At 59.4% G+C, this 18,836-nt stretch carries 14 protein-coding genes; 7 read left to right on the top strand and 7 right to left on the bottom strand.

Going from position 1 to position 18,836, the window contains the following annotated elements:
* Positions 1-10: 10 nt before the first annotated feature.
* Together ACQZ6D_RS06170 and ACQZ6D_RS06165 are read right to left on the bottom strand one after the other, a co-directional pair.
* On the bottom strand, positions 11-2,395 hold the full coding sequence (locus ACQZ6D_RS06170) for a bifunctional diguanylate cyclase/phosphodiesterase (RefSeq protein WP_003513486.1): 2,385 nt from the start codon (positions 2,393-2,395) through the stop codon (positions 11-13).
* A gap of 306 nt (positions 2,396-2,701) precedes the next feature.
* Complete coding sequence (locus tag ACQZ6D_RS06165; protein ID WP_013636594.1) at positions 2,702-3,313, bottom strand: 50S ribosomal protein L25/general stress protein Ctc; 612 nt, start codon at positions 3,311-3,313, stop codon at positions 2,702-2,704.
* A 300-nt stretch (positions 3,314-3,613) separates the two neighbouring features.
* On the opposite strand from ACQZ6D_RS06165, the gene ACQZ6D_RS06160 reads away from it, so the two are divergent.
* The 3 genes from ACQZ6D_RS06160 (at position 3,614) to adh (ending at position 8,456) form a co-directional block, all read left to right on the top strand.
* Positions 3,614-5,698 carry a putative bifunctional diguanylate cyclase/phosphodiesterase gene (locus ACQZ6D_RS06160; protein WP_026330768.1) on the top strand — a complete coding sequence of 695 codons (2,085 nt, stop codon included), beginning with the start codon at positions 3,614-3,616 and terminating at the stop codon, positions 5,696-5,698.
* 107 nt (positions 5,699-5,805) lie between these two features.
* Positions 5,806-6,765, top strand: coding sequence for a helix-turn-helix domain-containing protein (locus ACQZ6D_RS06155; RefSeq protein WP_013636592.1), 960 nt, complete (start codon positions 5,806-5,808; stop codon positions 6,763-6,765).
* 173 nt (positions 6,766-6,938) lie between these two features.
* On the top strand, positions 6,939-8,456 hold the full coding sequence (adh, locus tag ACQZ6D_RS06150) for an aldehyde dehydrogenase (protein WP_003513477.1): 1,518 nt from the start codon (positions 6,939-6,941) through the stop codon (positions 8,454-8,456).
* 143 nt (positions 8,457-8,599) lie between these two features.
* Here adh and ACQZ6D_RS06145 read toward each other — a convergent pair whose 3' ends face one another.
* Positions 8,600-10,867, bottom strand: coding sequence for a methyl-accepting chemotaxis protein (locus ACQZ6D_RS06145; RefSeq protein ID WP_065702312.1), 2,268 nt, complete (start codon positions 10,865-10,867; stop codon positions 8,600-8,602).
* A gap of 190 nt (positions 10,868-11,057) precedes the next feature.
* Here ACQZ6D_RS06145 and ACQZ6D_RS06140 point away from each other — a divergent pair, with 190 nt between their 5' ends.
* Genes ACQZ6D_RS06140 through ACQZ6D_RS06125 form a run of 4 tightly spaced genes read left to right on the top strand, consistent with a single transcriptional unit; the run spans position 11,058 to position 14,526 of the window.
* Positions 11,058-11,897, top strand: a complete 840-nt coding sequence (locus tag ACQZ6D_RS06140) for a glycosyltransferase family 2 protein (protein WP_035251843.1) — start codon at positions 11,058-11,060, stop codon at positions 11,895-11,897.
* A gap of 20 nt (positions 11,898-11,917) precedes the next feature.
* Entirely contained in the window at positions 11,918-12,205 is a 288-nt protein-coding gene (locus ACQZ6D_RS06135) for a lipid-A-disaccharide synthase N-terminal domain-containing protein (protein ID WP_019565216.1), read from the top strand.
* Positions 12,180-13,688, top strand: coding sequence for an ArnT family glycosyltransferase (locus ACQZ6D_RS06130; RefSeq protein ID WP_065702313.1), 1,509 nt, complete (start codon positions 12,180-12,182; stop codon positions 13,686-13,688). Before ACQZ6D_RS06135 ends, ACQZ6D_RS06130 begins: the two co-directional genes overlap by 26 nt.
* Positions 13,678-14,526 (top strand): phosphatase PAP2 family protein, encoded by an 849-nt coding sequence (locus ACQZ6D_RS06125; RefSeq protein ID WP_065702314.1) that lies wholly within the window; start codon positions 13,678-13,680, stop codon positions 14,524-14,526. The genes ACQZ6D_RS06130 and ACQZ6D_RS06125 overlap by 11 nt, the downstream gene beginning before the upstream one ends.
* A gap of 229 nt (positions 14,527-14,755) precedes the next feature.
* On the opposite strand, the gene ACQZ6D_RS06120 is transcribed toward ACQZ6D_RS06125, so the two are convergent.
* The 4 genes from ACQZ6D_RS06120 to pgeF all read right to left on the bottom strand — a co-directional run bounded on the left by ACQZ6D_RS06120 (position 14,756) and on the right by pgeF (position 18,722).
* Positions 14,756-15,688, bottom strand: a complete 933-nt coding sequence (locus ACQZ6D_RS06120) for a ribose-phosphate pyrophosphokinase (protein ID WP_003513466.1) — start codon at positions 15,686-15,688, stop codon at positions 14,756-14,758.
* A gap of 220 nt (positions 15,689-15,908) precedes the next feature.
* On the bottom strand, positions 15,909-16,685 hold the full coding sequence (locus ACQZ6D_RS06115; RefSeq protein WP_038491763.1) for a hypothetical protein: 777 nt from the start codon (positions 16,683-16,685) through the stop codon (positions 15,909-15,911).
* 90 nt (positions 16,686-16,775) lie between these two features.
* Complete coding sequence (locus tag ACQZ6D_RS06110) at positions 16,776-17,927, bottom strand: M24 family metallopeptidase (RefSeq protein WP_065702315.1); 1,152 nt, start codon at positions 17,925-17,927, stop codon at positions 16,776-16,778.
* On the bottom strand, positions 17,928-18,722 hold the full coding sequence (gene pgeF / locus ACQZ6D_RS06105) for a peptidoglycan editing factor PgeF (RefSeq protein WP_003513461.1): 795 nt from the start codon (positions 18,720-18,722) through the stop codon (positions 17,928-17,930). It abuts the gene before it with no gap.
* Between the last annotated feature and the right edge of the window lie 114 nt (positions 18,723-18,836).

Genomic DNA, 18,836 nt, shown 5'->3' with positions numbered 1-18,836 from the left:
TCCCACCCGTTTACGCCTGTCGCGCCGCGGCGCGGTCTGCGCCGTTATCCGCATTCAATGCAGCGATCAGCCGTTCGATGGGCTGCGGTCGCGCGAAATAATAGCCCTGTCCGTAATCCGCGCCTATCACTGTCAGAAGCTCCTTCTGCTCTTCCGTCTCGACGCCTTCGGCGATGACGGAGCAATTCATCTTGTGTGAGATTGCGGCGATACCCTCGACCAGCATGCGGCTGCGCTGCCTTATCTCCACCGTGTCGTCGCAGATCGAGCGCGTGAAGGACTGATCGATCTTGACGATGTCGACCGGAAAACGGCTGAGATAGCTTAGCGACGAATAACCGGTGCCGAAATCGTCCAGCGCGATGCGGCAGCCCAGCTGGTGAATGGCATTGAGGATCGCCCGGATTTGCGGATCGTCCTTCATGATGACCGCCTCGGTTATCTCGATAATCAGCCGTTTAGGAAGAATGCCGTAGCGGTGAAGGACGCCGGCGATACGGGTCGGCAATCCCGGTTCGAACTGCAGCGGCGAAAAATTCACCGCCACATAGGATTGCTCCATGCCGGGCAGGTGCGACAGTCTGGCCAGATTGGCGATTGACTGGTCGAGGATGACATTGCCGATGCGATGGATGGTGCCGTTTTCTTCCGCAAGGCTGATGATCGTGGCGGGAGAAAGCAATCCCTTGTCCGGATGGTTGAGACGCAACAGTGCCTCGAAACCCGCCGTCTGGCCCGTTGCAAGATCTTGAATCGGCTGGAAATAAGCCTCGAACCAATTGTCGGAAAGCGCCTGCGCGATATCCCTTTCCAGTTCCGCATGTTCGCGCGCCCGGTCCATGATCGAGCTGTCGAAGATCTGCGAGCCGTTCTTGCCCGTTCTCTTGCGGGTATACATGGCCATGTCGGCATTCTGCAAAAGTTCGGATGCGCTTGCGGCATGCAGCGGGTAGATCGCCATGCCGATGCTGGCGCTGAGACGGATGCTGTTGCCTTCGATCTCGAAGGGCGTGTCCAGCATGGTGCAAATCCGCTCGCAGAACAGCTGGGCGCGCTCCTCCACCTTGTCGCCAGCAAGCAGGATGGCGAATTCGTCGCCGCCCAGACGCGACGCGCTGTCCAGCGGTGTCAGCAGTGGTTCGATTTTCAGCGTGAATTCCCGCAGAACCGCATCGCCCGCCGCATGGCCGAGATTGTCGTTGATGGCCTTGAACCGGTCGAGGTCTATGAAAAGGCATGCCAGTTCGCTGCCGTTCCTGTCGGCGTCACGGATCTGCACGTCGAGAATGGCCTCGAAACCCTGGCGATTGAAGAGACCGGTCAAATGGTCGGAAATAGCCTGCTGGCGGTTGCGCTTTTCCGACTGGCGCAACTCCGTCACGTCAGTCATGACGCAGAGATATGTGCCCTGATGTGCGTTGCCGGAATCAAGGGCTTTTTCAAGGATGAGGGCGTCCATAACGCTGCCATCCATGCAATGAAAACGCACCGTGATACCCGCATGTGCGGCGTCGGGCGAATGTTGCGCCGCCTTGCGCTGCAGGAAAAGGGACCGGTCATCCGGGTGGATGAGGTCGGCGAAATTCAGGCCGAGTATTCTGGCCCGATCATAACCGGTCGCCTGCACCCAATAGTCGCTGACCGCGGCAATCCGGTCGTATCTGTCAAGCGAGAACAGCATGGCGGGTGTGCGATTGTAGATTTCCGTCTTCCGCTCATGGGCATGCTTGATTTCCAGCTCTTCCTTTTCAAGCTGGGTCTGCATTTCGTTGAAGCTTTTTGCCAGCCTGCCGATCTCGTCCTTCGAGCGCCAGTCGACATGGTGGCGCGAGCCGACGCGGCGTGTCGCTTCTATCGCTGCCGCCAGCCGCATCAGCGGGCGGATGACCATGAAGCGGTTGCCGGCGATGGCCGCAAGAACGGTGGTGAGAATGGCGAGAATGAAAATTGTGATGAAGGCCAGTTCGGTGCGGCTGAGAGAGGTCAGAAGACCGATATCGTCGTAATAGACTGTCAGTTGCCCGACGGTGACGACACCGTTTGTGGTTTTGTAGGTCACTTCGCGGGTCGTGGAGGCTGCATCCTGAATGATGTCGCTGCCGGCCGTCTGGATGATGTCCAGCTGGCCAGAGGTATCCTTGACCTCGACCATGCGGATCACGGGGTCGGAAACGAGGGTGCCGGTAATCTGATTTATGGTGTCGTCGTCGAGATCCCATAGCGGGCGGGCAAGCGCCTGCGCATTGGTTGACAGCAGGATCTCGAGGTGATTGCGCTGGCTACGGATAGCCTCGTGATAGGAGAGGGTCAGCAAAAGGGTGAAAAGCGGGGCGACCACTGTGAGAAGTGCACCGGAAACAATCGCGATAAAGCGACTTTCGACGGAATGAGCCATGTTCTATTGCAGTACCCTCTACCCCAGATAACTGCGCCCCGTTTCCGCCCCGTCCGGAGAGACATCCTTGAGGTTTTCGGCAACGGCCTTGTATCCTCACTGTATTTCTTCAACCCGTCCGGTGTTTTCACGATAACGCAATGGGCATCGTTTCATGGAATTGTTAATTCACGCTGAAACGGGACCGGCATCCTGGACGCGGCGAGAGGTTTTTGCTTTTAAAGTTCATAAAAACTAAAAGGCCCGTTCCGAAAAACGGAACGGGCCTTTTAGCTCAAATCTATCTGGCCTTATGGCCGCAGATTATTATTCAGAAGCTTCGCCGGCTTCTTCTTCTTCTTCAGCAACGCCGCCAGCCGGAGCAACGATCGTTGCGATCGTGAAGTCACGGTCGGCGATTACAGGCGAGATGTTCTTCGGCAGCTTCACATTCGAAATGTGAACGCTGTCGCCGATCTTCAGACCGGAGAGATCAACCGTGATGAATTCCGGAATGTCGTTGGCCGGGCAGTGGAATTCCACCGTGTGGCGAACGATGTTCAGAACGCCGCCGATCTTGATTTCCGACTTTTCTTCGTTTTCGAAGTGAACCGGAACTTCAACGTTGACGAGCGTGTTGCCCGAAACGCGCAGGAAGTCGACGTGCATGGTGAAGTCGCGGACCGGATCAAGCTGGTAGTCCTTCGGCAGGACCTTGATCTTCTTGCCGTCGACGTCGATTACCGCCACAGTCGTCATGAAGCCGCCAGCGTGGATACGCTTGGTTACTTCGTTGGTCGACAGAGCGATGGAAATGGGGGCCTGCTTGTCACCATAGATGACAGCGGGAATCAAACCGTTGCGGCGAAGTTCACGAGAGGACCCCTTACCAACTCGTTCGCGCGCCTCGGCCTTGAGCTCATACGATTCTTTGCTCATGGCAATTCCTTTCGAGGTTATATGGAGAGTTCATGCCCGCGGGCGCTGAACTGGAGAGGCTAAAAGCCATCTCGCCCGCGTTGCCTCCAAGGGTGTCTACACGGGTGCGGGCGCTATAATACAAACGGAAGACAAAGACAAGAGCGGCCGTTTTCCACGGATGCTATGCTGTGATTTTATTAGACTTGTCTAATTCACTCGTGCATTGCAACTTTTAATATATGCTTATCCATTCATATAAACCGGCTGCAAACTTGGCAAGTGATAAGGCTGCCTGGAATTCCAATTGCGTAGATGACAATGCTTAAAGTTCTCCAGTGCCTTACCGTCGATCATGACTTCCGATACACCACAGCAGCGGTCCTCGTCTGCATGCTGGGAAGCTTCGTCACGATGCGTCTTTTCTCGAGGGCGCGTCAGGCGAGGGGTTGGCAAAAGGTCAACTGGCTGTTTCTGGCTGGTGTCAATGGTGGGTCGGCGATATGGACCACCCATTTCGTGGCGATGCTGGGTTATGTCGCTGCCGGGGAGGTGGGGTACGATCCCTATCTGACCGGGCTTTCGCTTCTTATCGCCATTGCTACAACGACAACCGGCTTTGCCATTTCCGCCTATGGCGGACGCACAGCCCTGGTGGAAGCGGGTGGTGCGACAGTCGGTCTCGGTATTGCGGCCATGCATTATACCGGCATGGCTGCCTATCAGATACAGGGCATGATTTTCTGGAACCAGACCTACGTCATCGCTTCGCTGGTGCTCGGGGCTGTATTCGGTGCGCTCGCGGTCAATCGCATCGCGCGCCCAGTCAACCGGTTTTGCCAATATAGCTCGGTTGCGTTCCTGATCCTGGCCATCGCCTCCATGCATTACACCGGCATGGCCTCGATGTTGTTCGAGTTCGATCCGCGCATCGTCATTTCGGAAAGTCTGCTGCCGCCCGCCATCATGGGTGGGGGCGCCATCGCCGTGACGCTTCTCCTGCTGGCGCTCGGGCTTTCCACCTATGTCATCGACGCCCAGTCCACCCAGCAGGCGGTCGCCCGCTATCGTCATCTTTCGTTGCACGATCCGCTGACGGGCATTCCGAACCGCGCGGCATTTATCGAACATCTCAACCGCCGCACGCGCCATCTCTCCATGGGCGCGCACACGGCGCTTTTGTCCATCGATCTCAACCGCTTCAAGGAAATCAACGACGTTCACGGCCATGCGGCGGGCGATGCCGTGCTGCGCGCCATTGCCGACCGCGCAAGTTCCGTTCTGAAAGCCGGGGAGTTTCTGGCGCGTATGGGCGGGGATGAATTCGTGGCGATGACCCATTCCTATTATACCCGCGCCGATGGTGCGGAATTCGCCCAGCGGCTGATCGAGCAGATCAGCAGGCCGGTCGAATGGAATGGGCAGACATTTTCGGTCGGCGCGAGTGTGGGCATATCGGTGCGCAATACCGGCGCCATTGACGCCGACACGCTGATGGCGCAGGCCGATGTCGCCATGTATCGGGCAAAAGGCGGGAATTCCGACACGATCTGCTTTTACGACAAGTCCATGGATGAAGCCGCACGCGAACGCAACGCGCTTGCCGTGGCCATGCGCAGCGGTCTCGCCAACAGCGAGTTCGAGCTTTATTACCAGCAGCAGAATGATACCAAGAGCGGCAGCATCGTCGGTTTCGAGGCGCTGTTGCGCTGGAAACATCCGGAACGCGGTATGATCTCGCCCGTCGAATTCATTCCGATCGCGGAGCAGACCGGCTTTATCGTCGAATTGGGCGAATGGGTTCTGCGCGAAGCCTGCGCGCAGGCGGCTCTCTGGAAAAAATCGCTTTCCATCGCCGTCAATGTCGCCCCGCAGCAGCTTGCGGACAATGATTTCCCCGAGAAGGTCGAGAAGATTCTTAGGGAGACGGCGCTTGCGCCTGAGAGGCTTGAGCTTGAAATCACCGAAGGCAGCATCATCGCCGACCACCGCCACGCGCTGATCACGATCCGCAAACTCAAGGCGCTCGGCGTCAAGATCGCCATGGACGATTACGGCACGGGCTATTCCTCCCTGTCGACCCTGCAGAGCTTTCCCTTCGACAAGATCAAGATCGACCGGGCATTTATCGATGGCCTGTCGACCAATGTGCAGTCGGAGGCGATCGTTCGCTCCACGCTCATTCTGGCGCATAGCCTCAATATTCCGGTGCTTGCGGAAGGTGTCGAGACGAAGGCCCATATCGAGTTCCTTCGCCGCGAAGGCTGCCTGCAGGTGCAGGGCTTCTTCTTCGGCAGGCCCGGTCCCTTGACCTCCATCGCCAATCTCGTCGACGACACGTTCCTCTCGACGGAGGACGAGCCGGAGGTCACCACCACCGGCCAACGCTATTTCAAGGCGGTATGATATCAGGCGCAGCCCGCGGTTGCGCTGACGGATGCAGGTCGCAAAGTTTTTAGTTGAAACGTGAACGCTTCCAGCGCACCATTGCCGAAAAGCTTTGGGAGGAGCGAATGCCGACAGACATCGCCCATGCGGACCGCGTGTATGAAACAGCGCGCCAACGTTCCGCAGCCGCAAGTTCTCCGATTATCGCCTCATGGCGCCGTTGCATGGTCACGCACCGTCTTGCGCCGGAGGAAAACCGCAAGCCGATCTTTCTCACCGATGTCGAATTCCGCCGCGCACGCGAAAGTGCGGCGGGCCTGATTGCCGAAAGCACGGATGAACTCGACCGTATTTTTCATAGTGTCGGCAAATCCGGCTGCTGCCTGCTTTTGACAGACGCCCAGGGCGTCGCGCTGGAGCGCCGGGGTGCTGCCGGCGACGATCGTGATTTCCGGGCGCTCGGTCTCTGGTCCGGCGCCGTCTGGAGCGAAGCGAGCGTCGGAACCAACGGTATTGGAACGGCACTTGCCGACGAGCGTTCGGTGGTGGTCTATCGCGATCAGCACTTCTTCACATCGAACACGGAACTCTGCTGCACCACGGCCCCGATACGCGACCATACCGGCCGGGTGACGGGCGCTCTCGATATTTCCACGTGCCGCGACGATATCAACGAAATGACGTTTTCTTTCGTCACGCAGGCGGTGCGGGATGCGGCCCAGCGTATCGAGGGCAATCTCTTCCGCCGGGCCTTTCCCGGCGCGCGCATCGTCGTGGTGCCTACGGGTTTCAGTCCGGCACTTTCATTGCTTGCCGTCGATCAGGACGATCTCGTGCTTGGGGCGACGCGCGCGGCGCGGCTTGCGCTGAAGCTCGATGACCATCGCATTGCGCAGGGGCTGCCCGCCGCCGATGTCTTGCAGGAACAGCGTCACGACGGCGGTTCCGATCTTGAGGAGGCGGAACGTTCGGCTTTGCGCCGGGTTCTGTCGCGCACCAATGGCAATGTCACGCAGGCCGCGTCCCTGCTCGGCATCAGCCGCGCCACGCTTCATCGCAAGATGAAGAAATTCGACGTGCATTGAGGCTACCCGAGACCATACCCGCTCAATTCAGCGGGATCGGAGCGGGTTTGTCGCAGATGTGAGACAATGTGCGCTGCGGAACCGCGCGGTGCCACTACCCGCCACGATCATCTAGGCCCACCTTCCTGTCATGCGGTCCGTCGCGGATCGTTTTCATCAGGGAGGATGAAATCATGAATATTCAGGTTCAGCACAAAGCTGGCGAAGCGCCCTTCAAGCTGAAATACGGAAATTTCATCGGCGGCAAATGGGTGGAGCCGAAATCCGGCCGCTACATGGACAATCTGTCGCCGGTAACGGGTCACAAGATTTGTGAGGTTCCGCGCTCCGATGCGGCCGATATCGAACTCGCACTGGATGCCGCCCACCAGGCGCGGGAGAAGTGGGGCAAGACGAGCGTTACCGAACGTTCCAACATCCTGCTCAAGATCGCCCAGCGCATCGAGGACAATCTGGATCTCATCGCACGGGCCGAAACCTGGGATAACGGCAAGCCGCTACGCGAGACCACCAATGCGGATATTCCGCTGACGATCGACCATTTCCGCTATTTCGCGGGCTGCATCCGCGCGCAGGAAGGCACGATCGGCGAAATCGACAATGACACTGTCGCTTATCATTTCCATGAGCCTCTCGGCGTCGTCGGCCAGATTATTCCGTGGAACTTCCCGATCCTTATGGCCGCATGGAAACTTGCACCGGCACTCGCCGCCGGCAACTGCGTGGTACTGAAGCCGGCGGAACAGACGCCTGCTTCTATTCTGGTGGTGATGGAGCTTATCGAAGACCTGCTGCCGCCGGGCGTGCTCAACATCGTCAACGGCACTGGTGTTGAAGCGGGCAAGCCGCTGGCGCAGAGCAAGCGCATCGCCAAGATCGCCTTCACCGGCTCCACCCCGGTCGGCAAGGAAATCATGCGTTATGCGGCCGACAATGTCACAAACATCACGCTGGAACTGGGCGGCAAGTCGCCGAACATCTTCTTTGCCGATGTGATGAATGAAGACGACGCTTTCCTTGACAAAGCGCTTGAAGGTTTCGCCTTCTTCGCGCTCAACCAGGGCGAAGTCTGCACATGCCCGTCGCGTGCGCTGGTGCATGAATCGATCTACGACCGCTTTATGGAAAAGGCGATCAAGCGCGTTCAGGCCATCAGCCAGGACGACCCGCTCAATCCGTCGACCATGCTGGGTGCGCAGGCCTCGCAGGAACAGTTCGACAAGATCATGCGCTATCTGGATATCGGCAAGAAGGAAGGCGCAAAGGTTCTGACCGGCGGTGACCGCAAGACGCTCACGGGCGATCTTAAGGACGGTTATTACATTCAGCCGACGGTCTTCGAAGGCAACAACAAGATGCGGGTTTTCCAGGAGGAAATCTTCGGTCCTGTCGTTTCGGTCACCACCTTCAAGACGGTGGAAGAAGCGCTCGAAATCGCCAATGACACGGTTTACGGTCTTGGCGCTGGCGTCTGGAGCCGCGATACCAATATCGCCTATCGCGCTGGTCGTGGCATCGAAGCGGGCCGCGTGTGGACCAATTGCTACCACGTCTATCCGGCCGGTGCCGCCTTTGGTGGTTACAAGCAGTCGGGCATTGGTCGCGAGACCCACAAGATGATGCTCGATCACTACCAGCAGACCAAGAACCTGCTCGTATCCTACAGCCCGAACAAGGTTGGCTTCTTCTGAGTTCCTCCCCGGAAGCCGGCGACGGATCATCCTGATTTCCGGCCGCCGGCGAGTTCCCAGGGGCTTCGGTCCCTGGGAACCCGGATGAAGTTCAGCAAAATAAAAGGCCGGAGGTTTTGCCTCCGGCCTTTTTTTGCTGCGGACTATGCCGCGTAACGCTGGTCGCGGTTTCGGGTGGCACCTACGGAGAACTGGCCCACCTGTTCGGTCAGGCCATCAGCTTCGCTTGCGAGCGAGAAGGCCGCAGCCGTCGTTTCCTCCACCATCGCCGCGTTCTGCTGCGTCACATGGTCAAGTTCGTTGACGGAGGCGTTGATTTCGCCGAGGCGGCCGGATTGTTCGCGCGAAGCTGTGGCGATTTCACCGATCTGTTCGTTGACCGACTGGATGCGTTTCTGGATCTGCTCGAGGCTTTCCCCGGTTTTCAGCACCAGTGCCACGCCGCTTTCCACATCGCCCGCAGAGGTGGCGATGAGCGTCGTGATATCCCGTGCGGCAGCCGCCGATTTCTGCGCGAGTTCCCGCACTTCCTGTGCCACAACCGCAAAGCCCTTTCCGGCCTCACCGGCGCGGGCAGCCTCAACCCCGGCGTTCAGCGCCAGGAGATTGGTCTGGAAGGCGATCTGGTCGATGACGTCGATGATCTGGCGGATCTTGGACGACGACGTCTCTATACGCTCCATGGCGACGATTGCTTCTTTGACGACAGCGGTGGATTTATGGGCATCCTGCATGGTTTCCGCCGTCGTTCCGACTGCGACGTCGCAGCGGGAGAGGGAAACGTTGACGGCCTGCGTCATGTCTCCAAGTGCGGCGGCTGCTTCCTCTAGGGCGGCCGCCTGGCGTTCCGTGCGCCGCGACAGATCTTCCGATGCGCTTTTCAGCTCGCCGGAGCCGGAGCGGATGGCATTGGCGCTTTCGCCGATGCTTGAGATCGTCGTATCCAGCCCCGCTATGGAGTTGTTGAAATCGACGCGCAGATGGTCGAGCGACGGCACGAAAGGTTTTTCAATGCGAAGATCGAGCCTGCCCGCAGCAAGATTGGCAAGGCCGGTCGCAAGCGCATCGACTGCTTCTTCCAGCTCCTTCGCACTTCTTGCCTTTTCCATCTCACGCTGGGCGCGTTCCTCGTCCAGTTCCTCGCTTTTGCGATGGGACTCGGTTTCCATGCGCTGCTTGTCGAGAATGCCCTGGCGGAAGGATTCCAGTGCGCGCGCCATGGTGCCGATTTCGTCGCCACGGGAAACGGCCTTGATCTCAATATTATGGTCACCACCGTTCAGACGTTCCATCAACCCGGCAAGGCCGGTCAGCGGCTTGGTCAGGCTGGCGGAAACGAAAATGCCGATGAGTGTCATGACGGCAAGCACCGCAAGTGTTGCAAGCGTTGCCCAGAAGGCGAGATCATTGGCCGCTGCCAGCACCTTGCTCTCCTGCTGGCCGATGGCCAGAAGATGCTTCTGTCCGAAAACGGAGACCGGACGATAGGCGTAGAAGATGCTGCCCGCAGGGGTCTTCGCCATGACCGTTCCGGCTTCGCTGGCACCTGTAAGTGCCGCGAGACTTTCGGAAACGGCGACTCCAGCCCCACCGGAGAGCACGCCCGCGCGAAGTTTGCCTTCAGCGCTCAGAAGAACGGCGTCGTCGATGGACTTGCCGGTTTCCTCAGGTGTTACCACCGCACCGATACGGTCTGCGGAAATGCGCATGATGACGGCGCCCTTGCGCTGCAACTGGCCCCAGTTCGAGACCGCAAGCGGCATGCCGATCAGGGCCGAGTCATTGGTGCTGTCATCGTTGAACCCAGTTGTGCTGATGACACCGTCCTTGCCGGCCTCGATGCGGTCGAACAATTCCTTGATCGTGCTGTTTTGCGGTTCCGTCACATTGGTCAGGAAGTTCTTGCCCTTGGTCACGGAATAGATAATGAGGCCTGCCTTGTCGATGACGTAGATGTCGCTGACCCGGGTGTTGCGCCAGACGCTGGCAATGGCCGCGTTGATCGTGGCGTGGCGAATGGCATAGAGCAGCCGCAAACCTTCACCGTTGAAGGAGGCGCGCTCCTCCTCGGATACGCCCTCGCGGCGGAATGCCTGAATGATCGCATCCTTTTCCGTCGGTACGACCGTGGTCATGGTTTCCAGCGCCTGAGCGATCGCAGCGTTCTGCGACAGCTCGGAAATGCTTTGTTCGACGCGCAGCGTATAGGCATCAAGCTGTTTGGACTGGTTTCCCGCAACCGTCTCGAGCCTGATCTTGCTGGCGTCGATCAGGCCGGACTTGCCCATTTCGTATGACAGCAGCCCAACGGCCAGGCACGAAACCAGCGTCGCGCCCGTGACGAGCGCTGCGAATTTGGCCTTGATTGACAATGATTTAGCTTTGACAGCAGTCGGATTTGCACCCGGCATCCTGTTTCCTCCCCCCAAAAGAACGTTGCGGTACCGTCGCAACAATTGTTTACGGTCGCGTTAAGCTTGGCGGTGAATTGTATGATTATTTCCCGCATACCGTGAAAAAATCCAAGGCCCTGGCCGGCCATTCTCCGTAATAAAACTGCAATGGAACGGGCGCATACCGTGCGAAGTTCAACGGCTGTTCATATTCATGCAAGCTTTTCGCGCTCCTGCTCTTGCCACTATCGACGATGTTTGCGGAACACCCGCGGCTGGATATGACGGAGCCCCTTTGAGATCGATCCCGGATTTCGCGGTTATCGTACCCATGCACAATGAGGAAGCGAGCGTTGAAACGCTTGTCGCTGAGATCGTTGCTGCCTGCCAGCCGGTCGGTCCGTTCGAGATTATCGTGGTGGACGACGCATCTTCCGATCGCACGGCGGATGTGGCGCTTTCGCTTGCCGGGCGTTATCCGATGCTGCGGCTGGTGCGGCATGACCGGCAGGGCGGGCAATCGGCTGCGATCCACAGCGGTGTGCAGGCAGCGCGCGCGCCGGTTGTCTGTATGCTTGACGGAGACGGGCAGAACCCGCCGGACAATCTGCCGGCGCTTCTTGCGCCGCTTCTTGCCTCGAACGCGCCGAGCCGGCTTGCGCTTGTGGCCGGGCAGCGCGTCGGCCGGCGCGATACGCTTGCAAAACGTCTTTCCTCCCGCTTCGCCAATGGCTTGCGGGCGCGGATATTGAAGGACGGCACGCGGGATACCGGCTGCGGCCTCAAGGCTTTCCGTCGCGACGCCTATCTCGCCTTGCCCTATTTCGATCACCACCACCGCTATTTTCCGGCGCTCTTCAATCGCGACGGCTGGCAGGTTGCCCATGTCGACGTCACGCACCGGGCGCGCCTGCATGGCAATTCCCATTACACCAATATCGGCCGCGCGCTTGTCGGCATCCACGACCTGATCGGCGTTGCCTGGCTGTTGCGGCGGCGCAAGCGGGCAAGTTGGGCCGAAACCTTCAAAACGGAGACATCGCCGTGAACGCACCGGCCTTATGGTCCATGCTGCATGTGAACAGCTGGAAGGAATTTCTCTGGGTCTGCACCGGCTTTATGGGCCAGATGCTGTTCACCATGCGTTTTCTGGTTCAATGGATTTCGTCGGAACGGGCGAACCGCTCGGTCATTCCGGTAGCCTTCTGGTATTTCTCCATCGTCGGCGGCCTTGTGCTGCTATTATACGCGATCTGGCGTCGCGATCCGGTTTTCATTCTGGGACAGGCCTCCGGCCTGTTCATTTATGCCCGAAATCTCTGGTTGATCCATGCAGAACGCCGCCAGCATGCATGAGGCCGCAGCTCTGCCTTACGCGCAGGCGAATGAACAGCGCCAATGGATGACGTTTGCGCTTGCGGCAATCGTGCTCGTCACCGTGCTGCGCGTCGTCGGGCTTGCTTTCAACCGCACCGATCTTTTCGTTGATGAGGCGCAATATTGGCTGTGGGGCCGGGAGATGGCGTTCGGCGCCTATTCCAAGCCACCGCTGATCGGCTGGATCATTCGCGCCGCCACCACTCTGAGCGGCGGCGAGAGCACCTTCGACGTGCGGCTCGCCGCGCCGGTCATCCATGGCATAGTGGCCGCGGCGATCCTTGCGCTCGGGCGCATGATCTATGATGCGAAGCTCGCCTCGCTGGCTGCAGTCATCTATCTGACGCTGCCCGCCGTGACGCTCGGCAGTCTGCTGATCTCGACCGATACGCCGATGATGCTGTTCATCGTGCTGTCGATGATCTGCGTGCGCAAGCTTGCGGAAGCACGCGCTGCCGGTGTGTCCGCGATGCTCTGGAGCATTGCGCTTGGTCTAAGCTTCGGCCTCGGGCTGATGTCTAAATATGCGATGATCTATTTTCTGCCCTGCTTCATCGCTGCCGGCTGGCTGTGCGTGGGCTGGCGCATCCGTTGGCGTGACGCCGGTATTGCTGTAGTTGTCTGCGCCGCCGTCGTCGCTCCCAATCTGTGGTGGAATGCCGCACATGATTTCATGACCGCGCGCCACACGGCGGACAATGCCAACTGGCATGGCGTTAAGCTGAAAATCGGTCCGGCGCTCGAGTTCTTCTTCTCGCAGGCGGGTGTTGTCGGGCCGTTCGTCTTCATCGGCATGATCGTCGCGACGTTCAGGGCGAAAACCGCTGAAACCCGGGCGCTTGTTGCCCTTTCGATACCGATCGTGCTTCTGATCACGGCACAGGGGCTGATGTCGCGGGCGCTCGCCAACTGGGCGGTGGGGGCTTATGCCGCGGGCGTGCTTCTGGCGGTGCCTGTCCTGGCATCCCGGCGCTGGCTTACCGTCTCCACCCTTGTGCTCGGCGGCATCGTTGCCATCGCACTGCCGTTGATGACGATCGCCGGAACGGAATTGCGCTTGCCGAATGGCGACCTGGCGATGAAGCGCTATCTCGGCAGCTCGGAGCTTGTGTCGACCGGCCTTTCAAGGGCGCGAGAGGCGGGGGCGGATGCAATCGTCGCTGCAGATCGCTCCATTCTGGCCGAGCTTTTTTATCAGCTGCGGGACGAAAAGCTGCTCATGCCGCGCGCTCTGCCTGAAACCGGCGTTCCTTCCAGCCACTACGCGCTTCTTTACCCGCTGAAAGCCGGAGAGGCGACAAATCCCGTCTATCTTGCGAGGGCGGACAGCCTGCCGGGCTGTCTCGATGGCCAGGCGCCGCTGTCGACCTGGGTTGCCGGGCCGGGCTCGTTCGAGGGCAAGGAAATCGGTCTCTGGCGTCTGCCGCCACAATGCATCCCGAGGGTTGCCGATGGACAATGATCTTTCGCATATGCGGATCACGATCTGGGTTACGTTCGCCACATTGGCGCTCGTCATCCTGTTCGCGACCTTCCCGTCCATCGACCTCGAGTTTTCTTCCCTGTTTTTCTCGCCCGAAGCGCGCCTGTGGGCTGGAAGCCTGCCGGTTCCGGAATGGTTTCGCGATACGTTGCGGGAGTTAACGGAACTGGCCGCACTTCTGGCCTCCATCGTTCTGGTCGGCAACATCAGGCTGGGCGCGATGCAGCGCACCGGCTGGCGCGTCTGGGCCTTTCTCTGCGGGCCTGTGGTGCTCTGCGCCGGGCTTCTGGTAAACGGGGTGCTGAAGGCCAATATCGGCCGCGCCCGCCCGTTCAGCGTCAGCGATTTCGGTGGACATCAGCTTTTTACGCCGCCTTTCCAGTTCAGCACGCAATGTTATTCAAACTGTTCGTTTTCCTCCGGGGAAACGGCGCTCATAGCGAGCTTTTTCCTGCCGCTCTGCGCGCTTGTCTGGAACCGCCTGCAATGGGGCGGGCGTCTTTTCATGGGCAGCACTGCCGCCGGCGCCATCATCCTCATGTCCGGTCTGCGTATTGCGGCTGGCGGGCATTTTCTCAGCGATGTGGTGATGTCCGTGCTGTTTTCCGCACTGACGACGCTGTTCCTTTACCGGGCGCTGGCAATTGCCCGTCATCGTCATCTATTTACCGGCGATGCCGTTACGGCCGATGCCATCAGCCTTTGGCGCAATGGCAGCCATGCTGTTCGCACCCGCGCTCGGCGCTGGTGGCCGAAAATCAAGGCCGCCGCCACACGGCTGCAACGACCGCCGGATGCGGGCACGGCATCTTCCTGAGTGGTGCAGATGGAGTGCTGCGATCTGTGCGGATGCTGAGATAGCTGGCAAAATTGATAAGCTCTCTTCTCATCATGCCAATCTTTAACCACATCCAGCAACAGAGCGGACGCGCCGTAAGAAAGGATCTTACGGATCAAAGACTTGATCGCACTGGACCCCGGACTAAATCCGGGGTGACAGTATGCGGATGCAGTGATTTTGCAGATGTACGAGAGAAAAGACTGCTTCAGTCGAACAGGCCGGAAACCGACTGTTCCTGCGCGGTGCGGTTGATCGCTTCGCCCAGAAGGCCCGCAGTGCTGATCACGCGGATATTGTGCGCGGACTGGACGCTGGTGGTCGGCTGGATGCTGTCGGTGATGACGAGTTCGCGCAGCTTCGATGAGGCCACGCGGGCAACGGCGCCGCCGGAAAGCACGCCGTGCGTGATATAGGCGGTGACGCTGGTTGCGCCCTTTTTCAACAGCGCTTCGGCAGCATTGCAGAGCGTGCCGCCGGAATCGATGATATCGTCGATCAGGATGCAGTCCTTGCCGGATACGTCGCCGATGACGTTCATGACTTCGGATTCACCCGGACGGTCACGGCGTTTGTCGACGATGGCCAGCAGACAGTCCAGACGCTTCGACAGGGCACGGGCGCGCACCACACCGCCAACGTCAGGCGAAACGACCATGACGTTGTTGGTGTCGTAGTGGTCCTTGATATCGCGGGCCAGAATGGGCGCTGCGAAGAGGTTGTCGGTCGGAATATCGAAAAAGCCCTGGATCTGGCCGGCGTGAAGATCGAGCGTCAGAACGCGGTCGGCGCCTGCTTCGGTGATCAGGTTGGCGACGAGCTTGGCGGAAATCGGTGTGCGGGGGCCGGCTTTGCGATCCTGGCGGGCGTAACCGAAATAGGGAAGTACTGCCGTGATGCGTTTTGCCGAGGAGCGGCGCATGGCATCGATCATGATGAGCAGTTCCATCAGATGATCGTTTGCCGGAAACGAAGTGGACTGGACGAGAAAAACGTCCTCCCCGCGTACGTTTTCACTGATTTCTACGAAAATTTCCTGGTCAGCAAACCGCTTTACGGTGGCATTTCCCAAGGGAACGTTGAGATACTTGCAGATCGCTTCGGCAAGGTGCCGGTTCGAATTGCCTGCGAAAACCTTCATTGCGCCCGCCTGTTTCCATGCAATCGCCTTGCGCCACGGGAAAGTGTCTGCCGTAACCAAGCGTCGTTCAAGGGGAGGAACATCCGGCTGAAAAGCCTTTGCCGGATACGCCTTGTTGCCATGCGCGCCTTAATAGCGTTGTTGCTTCCGATTGCAAGAGGACTCCGTGCTTTCGCAATGATTTTCATGAAATCTCTGTGACTTCTCCCGCCGTTTCATCTCATCCCCTTTGAGACTGCTTCCATGACGAATACTCGTTGAGCGTTTTTGCGGCGATATCCTGCATGACCCTGTCGGTCGCGGCGGCCCAGGGATCGCTGCCCTTGGCTGCCACCGTTTCCTGCCCCTGCAGGCGATGGAGCCTGACACCATTGGCATCCAGAACGTCCCAGACGTAGATGATGTTGACCTTGCTGCCATCGGCGAAGGCGGAGAAATATCCCTTGAGGATGTTCTCTGCCGAATTGTCGTTGGAGGCGCGGATTGTCAGCCCCTTTGCCCGCGCCTCGGCGCCCAGTTGCCGCGAAAGCGGCGTGACGGCCTGAACGGGCGCGCCGATGATCGGCAGGAAGCGGATGGTATTGCCGGAAGCGGCGGGGGCAAGTGCGGCCGTCTGCTGTGGAGGCGGCGGCTGGGTGCTGGCGGGTGAGTGGCCTGCAGATTGTCCGGTAGACTGGGTCTGACCAAGAGGTTCGCCGTACTCATTGCCGTTGGAAAGCGCCTGTGCCTGCGCCTGCAGGGAGTTCTGCGGTGCATAAGCGGGCACGGAAGAGGCGGTTGCCGGTGCGCCTGCGGGCGCGCGGTCGGCGGCGGCAGCCATCTGGTCGAGATCGCCCTGCGTCACCGGTGTCGATTGCGAGCTATTGTGGCCGACATTCACCTGCGGCGTCAGCGCCTCCGTGGTGTTGCAGGCCGACAGGGTCAACGCCAGCGCCGGAATGACGAGGACCGAAACGACAAACGTCTGGAAAGGGCGGGTAAACCCCGTCCGGCTCATGCGACGTTTCCTCTCATGTTCCGCTCCTTCTTGCCCAAGGTGGCGGCAATGTAGGGCCGGTTTTCCCGCTCTGTCAAACCCGGTGCAGATTTAAGCTGTGAGAAGATCGAGGCTATGGCGCGAGAGCGGTTCCGGCGCGCCTTCCGTGGTGAGGTAGGTCTGGCCGAGGGTCATGGCGGTGCCGGAATCAGAATCCATCACGATCATGTGCACGAACAGGGTCATGTCGCTGGCGATTTCCTGAGAGTTGCCGGCATGGAACATCTGATGCTCCATCCATGACGGTGAGAAACGCGCGCCCAGCGAATAACCGCAGGAGTTCAGGCGATGGCGGGTCAGTCCACGCTCGTCCATGACGCGGGCGTGCACGTCGAAGACATCGCCGAAGGTCTTGCCGGGCCGCAGCACTTCCTCGATGTCGGTGAGGTTTTGCAGGCAGGCGCTGTAAAGCTCCTTCTGGCGGAAGTCCTGTTCGCCGATCACCACCGTGCGCATCATGGCGGCGTGGTAATGGGCGCTGACACCCGCCCATTCCAACGTCAGCTGATCCTTGTCATCGAGCCTGCGGCGCCCGGCCTTGTAACGGCACAGCAGCGCGTCCGCGCCGGAGCCGATGATAAATTCATTGGCGGGATAGTCACCGCCGCCGGCCAGAACCGCTCCCTGCATTGCCGAGAGGATCGCGGCTTCGTCCGCACCGGGCTTGATGAGCTCCATTGCAGCGTCCAGAGCCTCATCCGCAAGTCTGCCTGCCTTCCTCGCATAGGCGATCTCGGCTGGGCTCTTGATGAGCCGCAAGCTGCTGACCAGATAGGAGGCGTCGATCATCTGGCAGAAGCTGGCAAGCTGGTTGTCCAGCAAGCGGGCGACGCGCCCGGTCATGCCGTGGGTGTCGTATTCCACGCCGATCTTGGCGCCAAGGAGATCGAGATCGCTGAGGAGGTTCTTAAGATCGAGCGTCGGGTCGGCATTGGGCCGGTCTACCCAGACGAGAATATTTTCGATCGTCGAAGTATTCCGGGCCTGCCGCATATCCGCCGAACGGGTCAGAAGCATCATGGAGCCGTCCGACTTGACCACCAGCGTCTGGAAGAAGCAGTAGCCGAAGGTGTCATAGCCGGTAAGCCAGTACATGCTTTCCTGGGCGAAAAGCAGAATGGCGTCCAGCTTCTCTTCCGCCATCTTCGCAATCAGCCGTTCGCGGCGGGCATCGAATTCCGAGAGCTCGAAGTGCAGGGCCATTTAGTCCTCCAGAATTGCGATTGCGGAAATCTGCCGCCCGTAGTCGGGCTCGGCACGGTGGGTCGTGCGGCGGTAGGAATAGAAGCGTTCTTCATCGGGATAGGTGCAGAGGCCGAGGTTTTCCGCTCTCACGCCCGCATTGACCAGCCGGTCCACCGTAAATTGCTTGAGGTCGAATAGCGCATGGCCGCCTTTGTCCGAAGCGGTGAAATAGGCCGCATAGGCAGGATCGAAATCGGTGAAGCGCGCCATATACTCAGGCCCGACCTCATAATTGGCCTGGCTGATGGAGGGGCCGAGGGAGGCGGAGATGCGCTCGCGGCTGGCGCCCAGCTTCCTCATGGTCTCGATCGTGTTTTCGAGCACGCCGAACAATGCGCCCTTCCAGCCGGCATGGGCGGCACCCACAACGCCCGCTTCAGCGTCAGCAAAAAGGATTGGGCCGCAATCGGCGCTCAGAACGCCGAGCACGAAACCCGGTGTCGCCGTCACCATCGCATCGGCCTGCGGGCGGCTGCCGTCATAGCTTTCATCGACCACAAGGACATCAGGAGAATGGACCTGATGCACGGTGGCGAGACGTTCCGGAGACAAGCCGAACCATTGCGTGACGCGCCGGCGGTTTTCCTGCACCAGTTCCGGCTCGTCATTCGAACCGAGGCCGACATTGAGGCCCTGATAAAGCCCCTCGGAGACACCGCCTTGCCGGGTGAAGAAACCGTGACGGACACGGTTTTCACTCAAGGCGGCAAGCAGGGGGCTCTGGATGGGGAGCGGCAGCGTTTCGTTCTGCATGGTGCGGGAGTTCCTTGGAGAATGTCGCTGTTGGCCAGTGGGATGCGTTAAGCGAGATGTTTCCTGTTGCCGCGGCGTTGCGCGGCGTTTGTCTGGTGCAGTGTGTCTGCGTTC

The sequence above is a fragment of the Agrobacterium sp. 22-3639C2 genome (assembly GCF_053522105.1).
The sequence above is the reverse complement of the archived record's forward strand: the minus strand, read 5'-3'. Positions and strand labels throughout refer to the sequence as shown.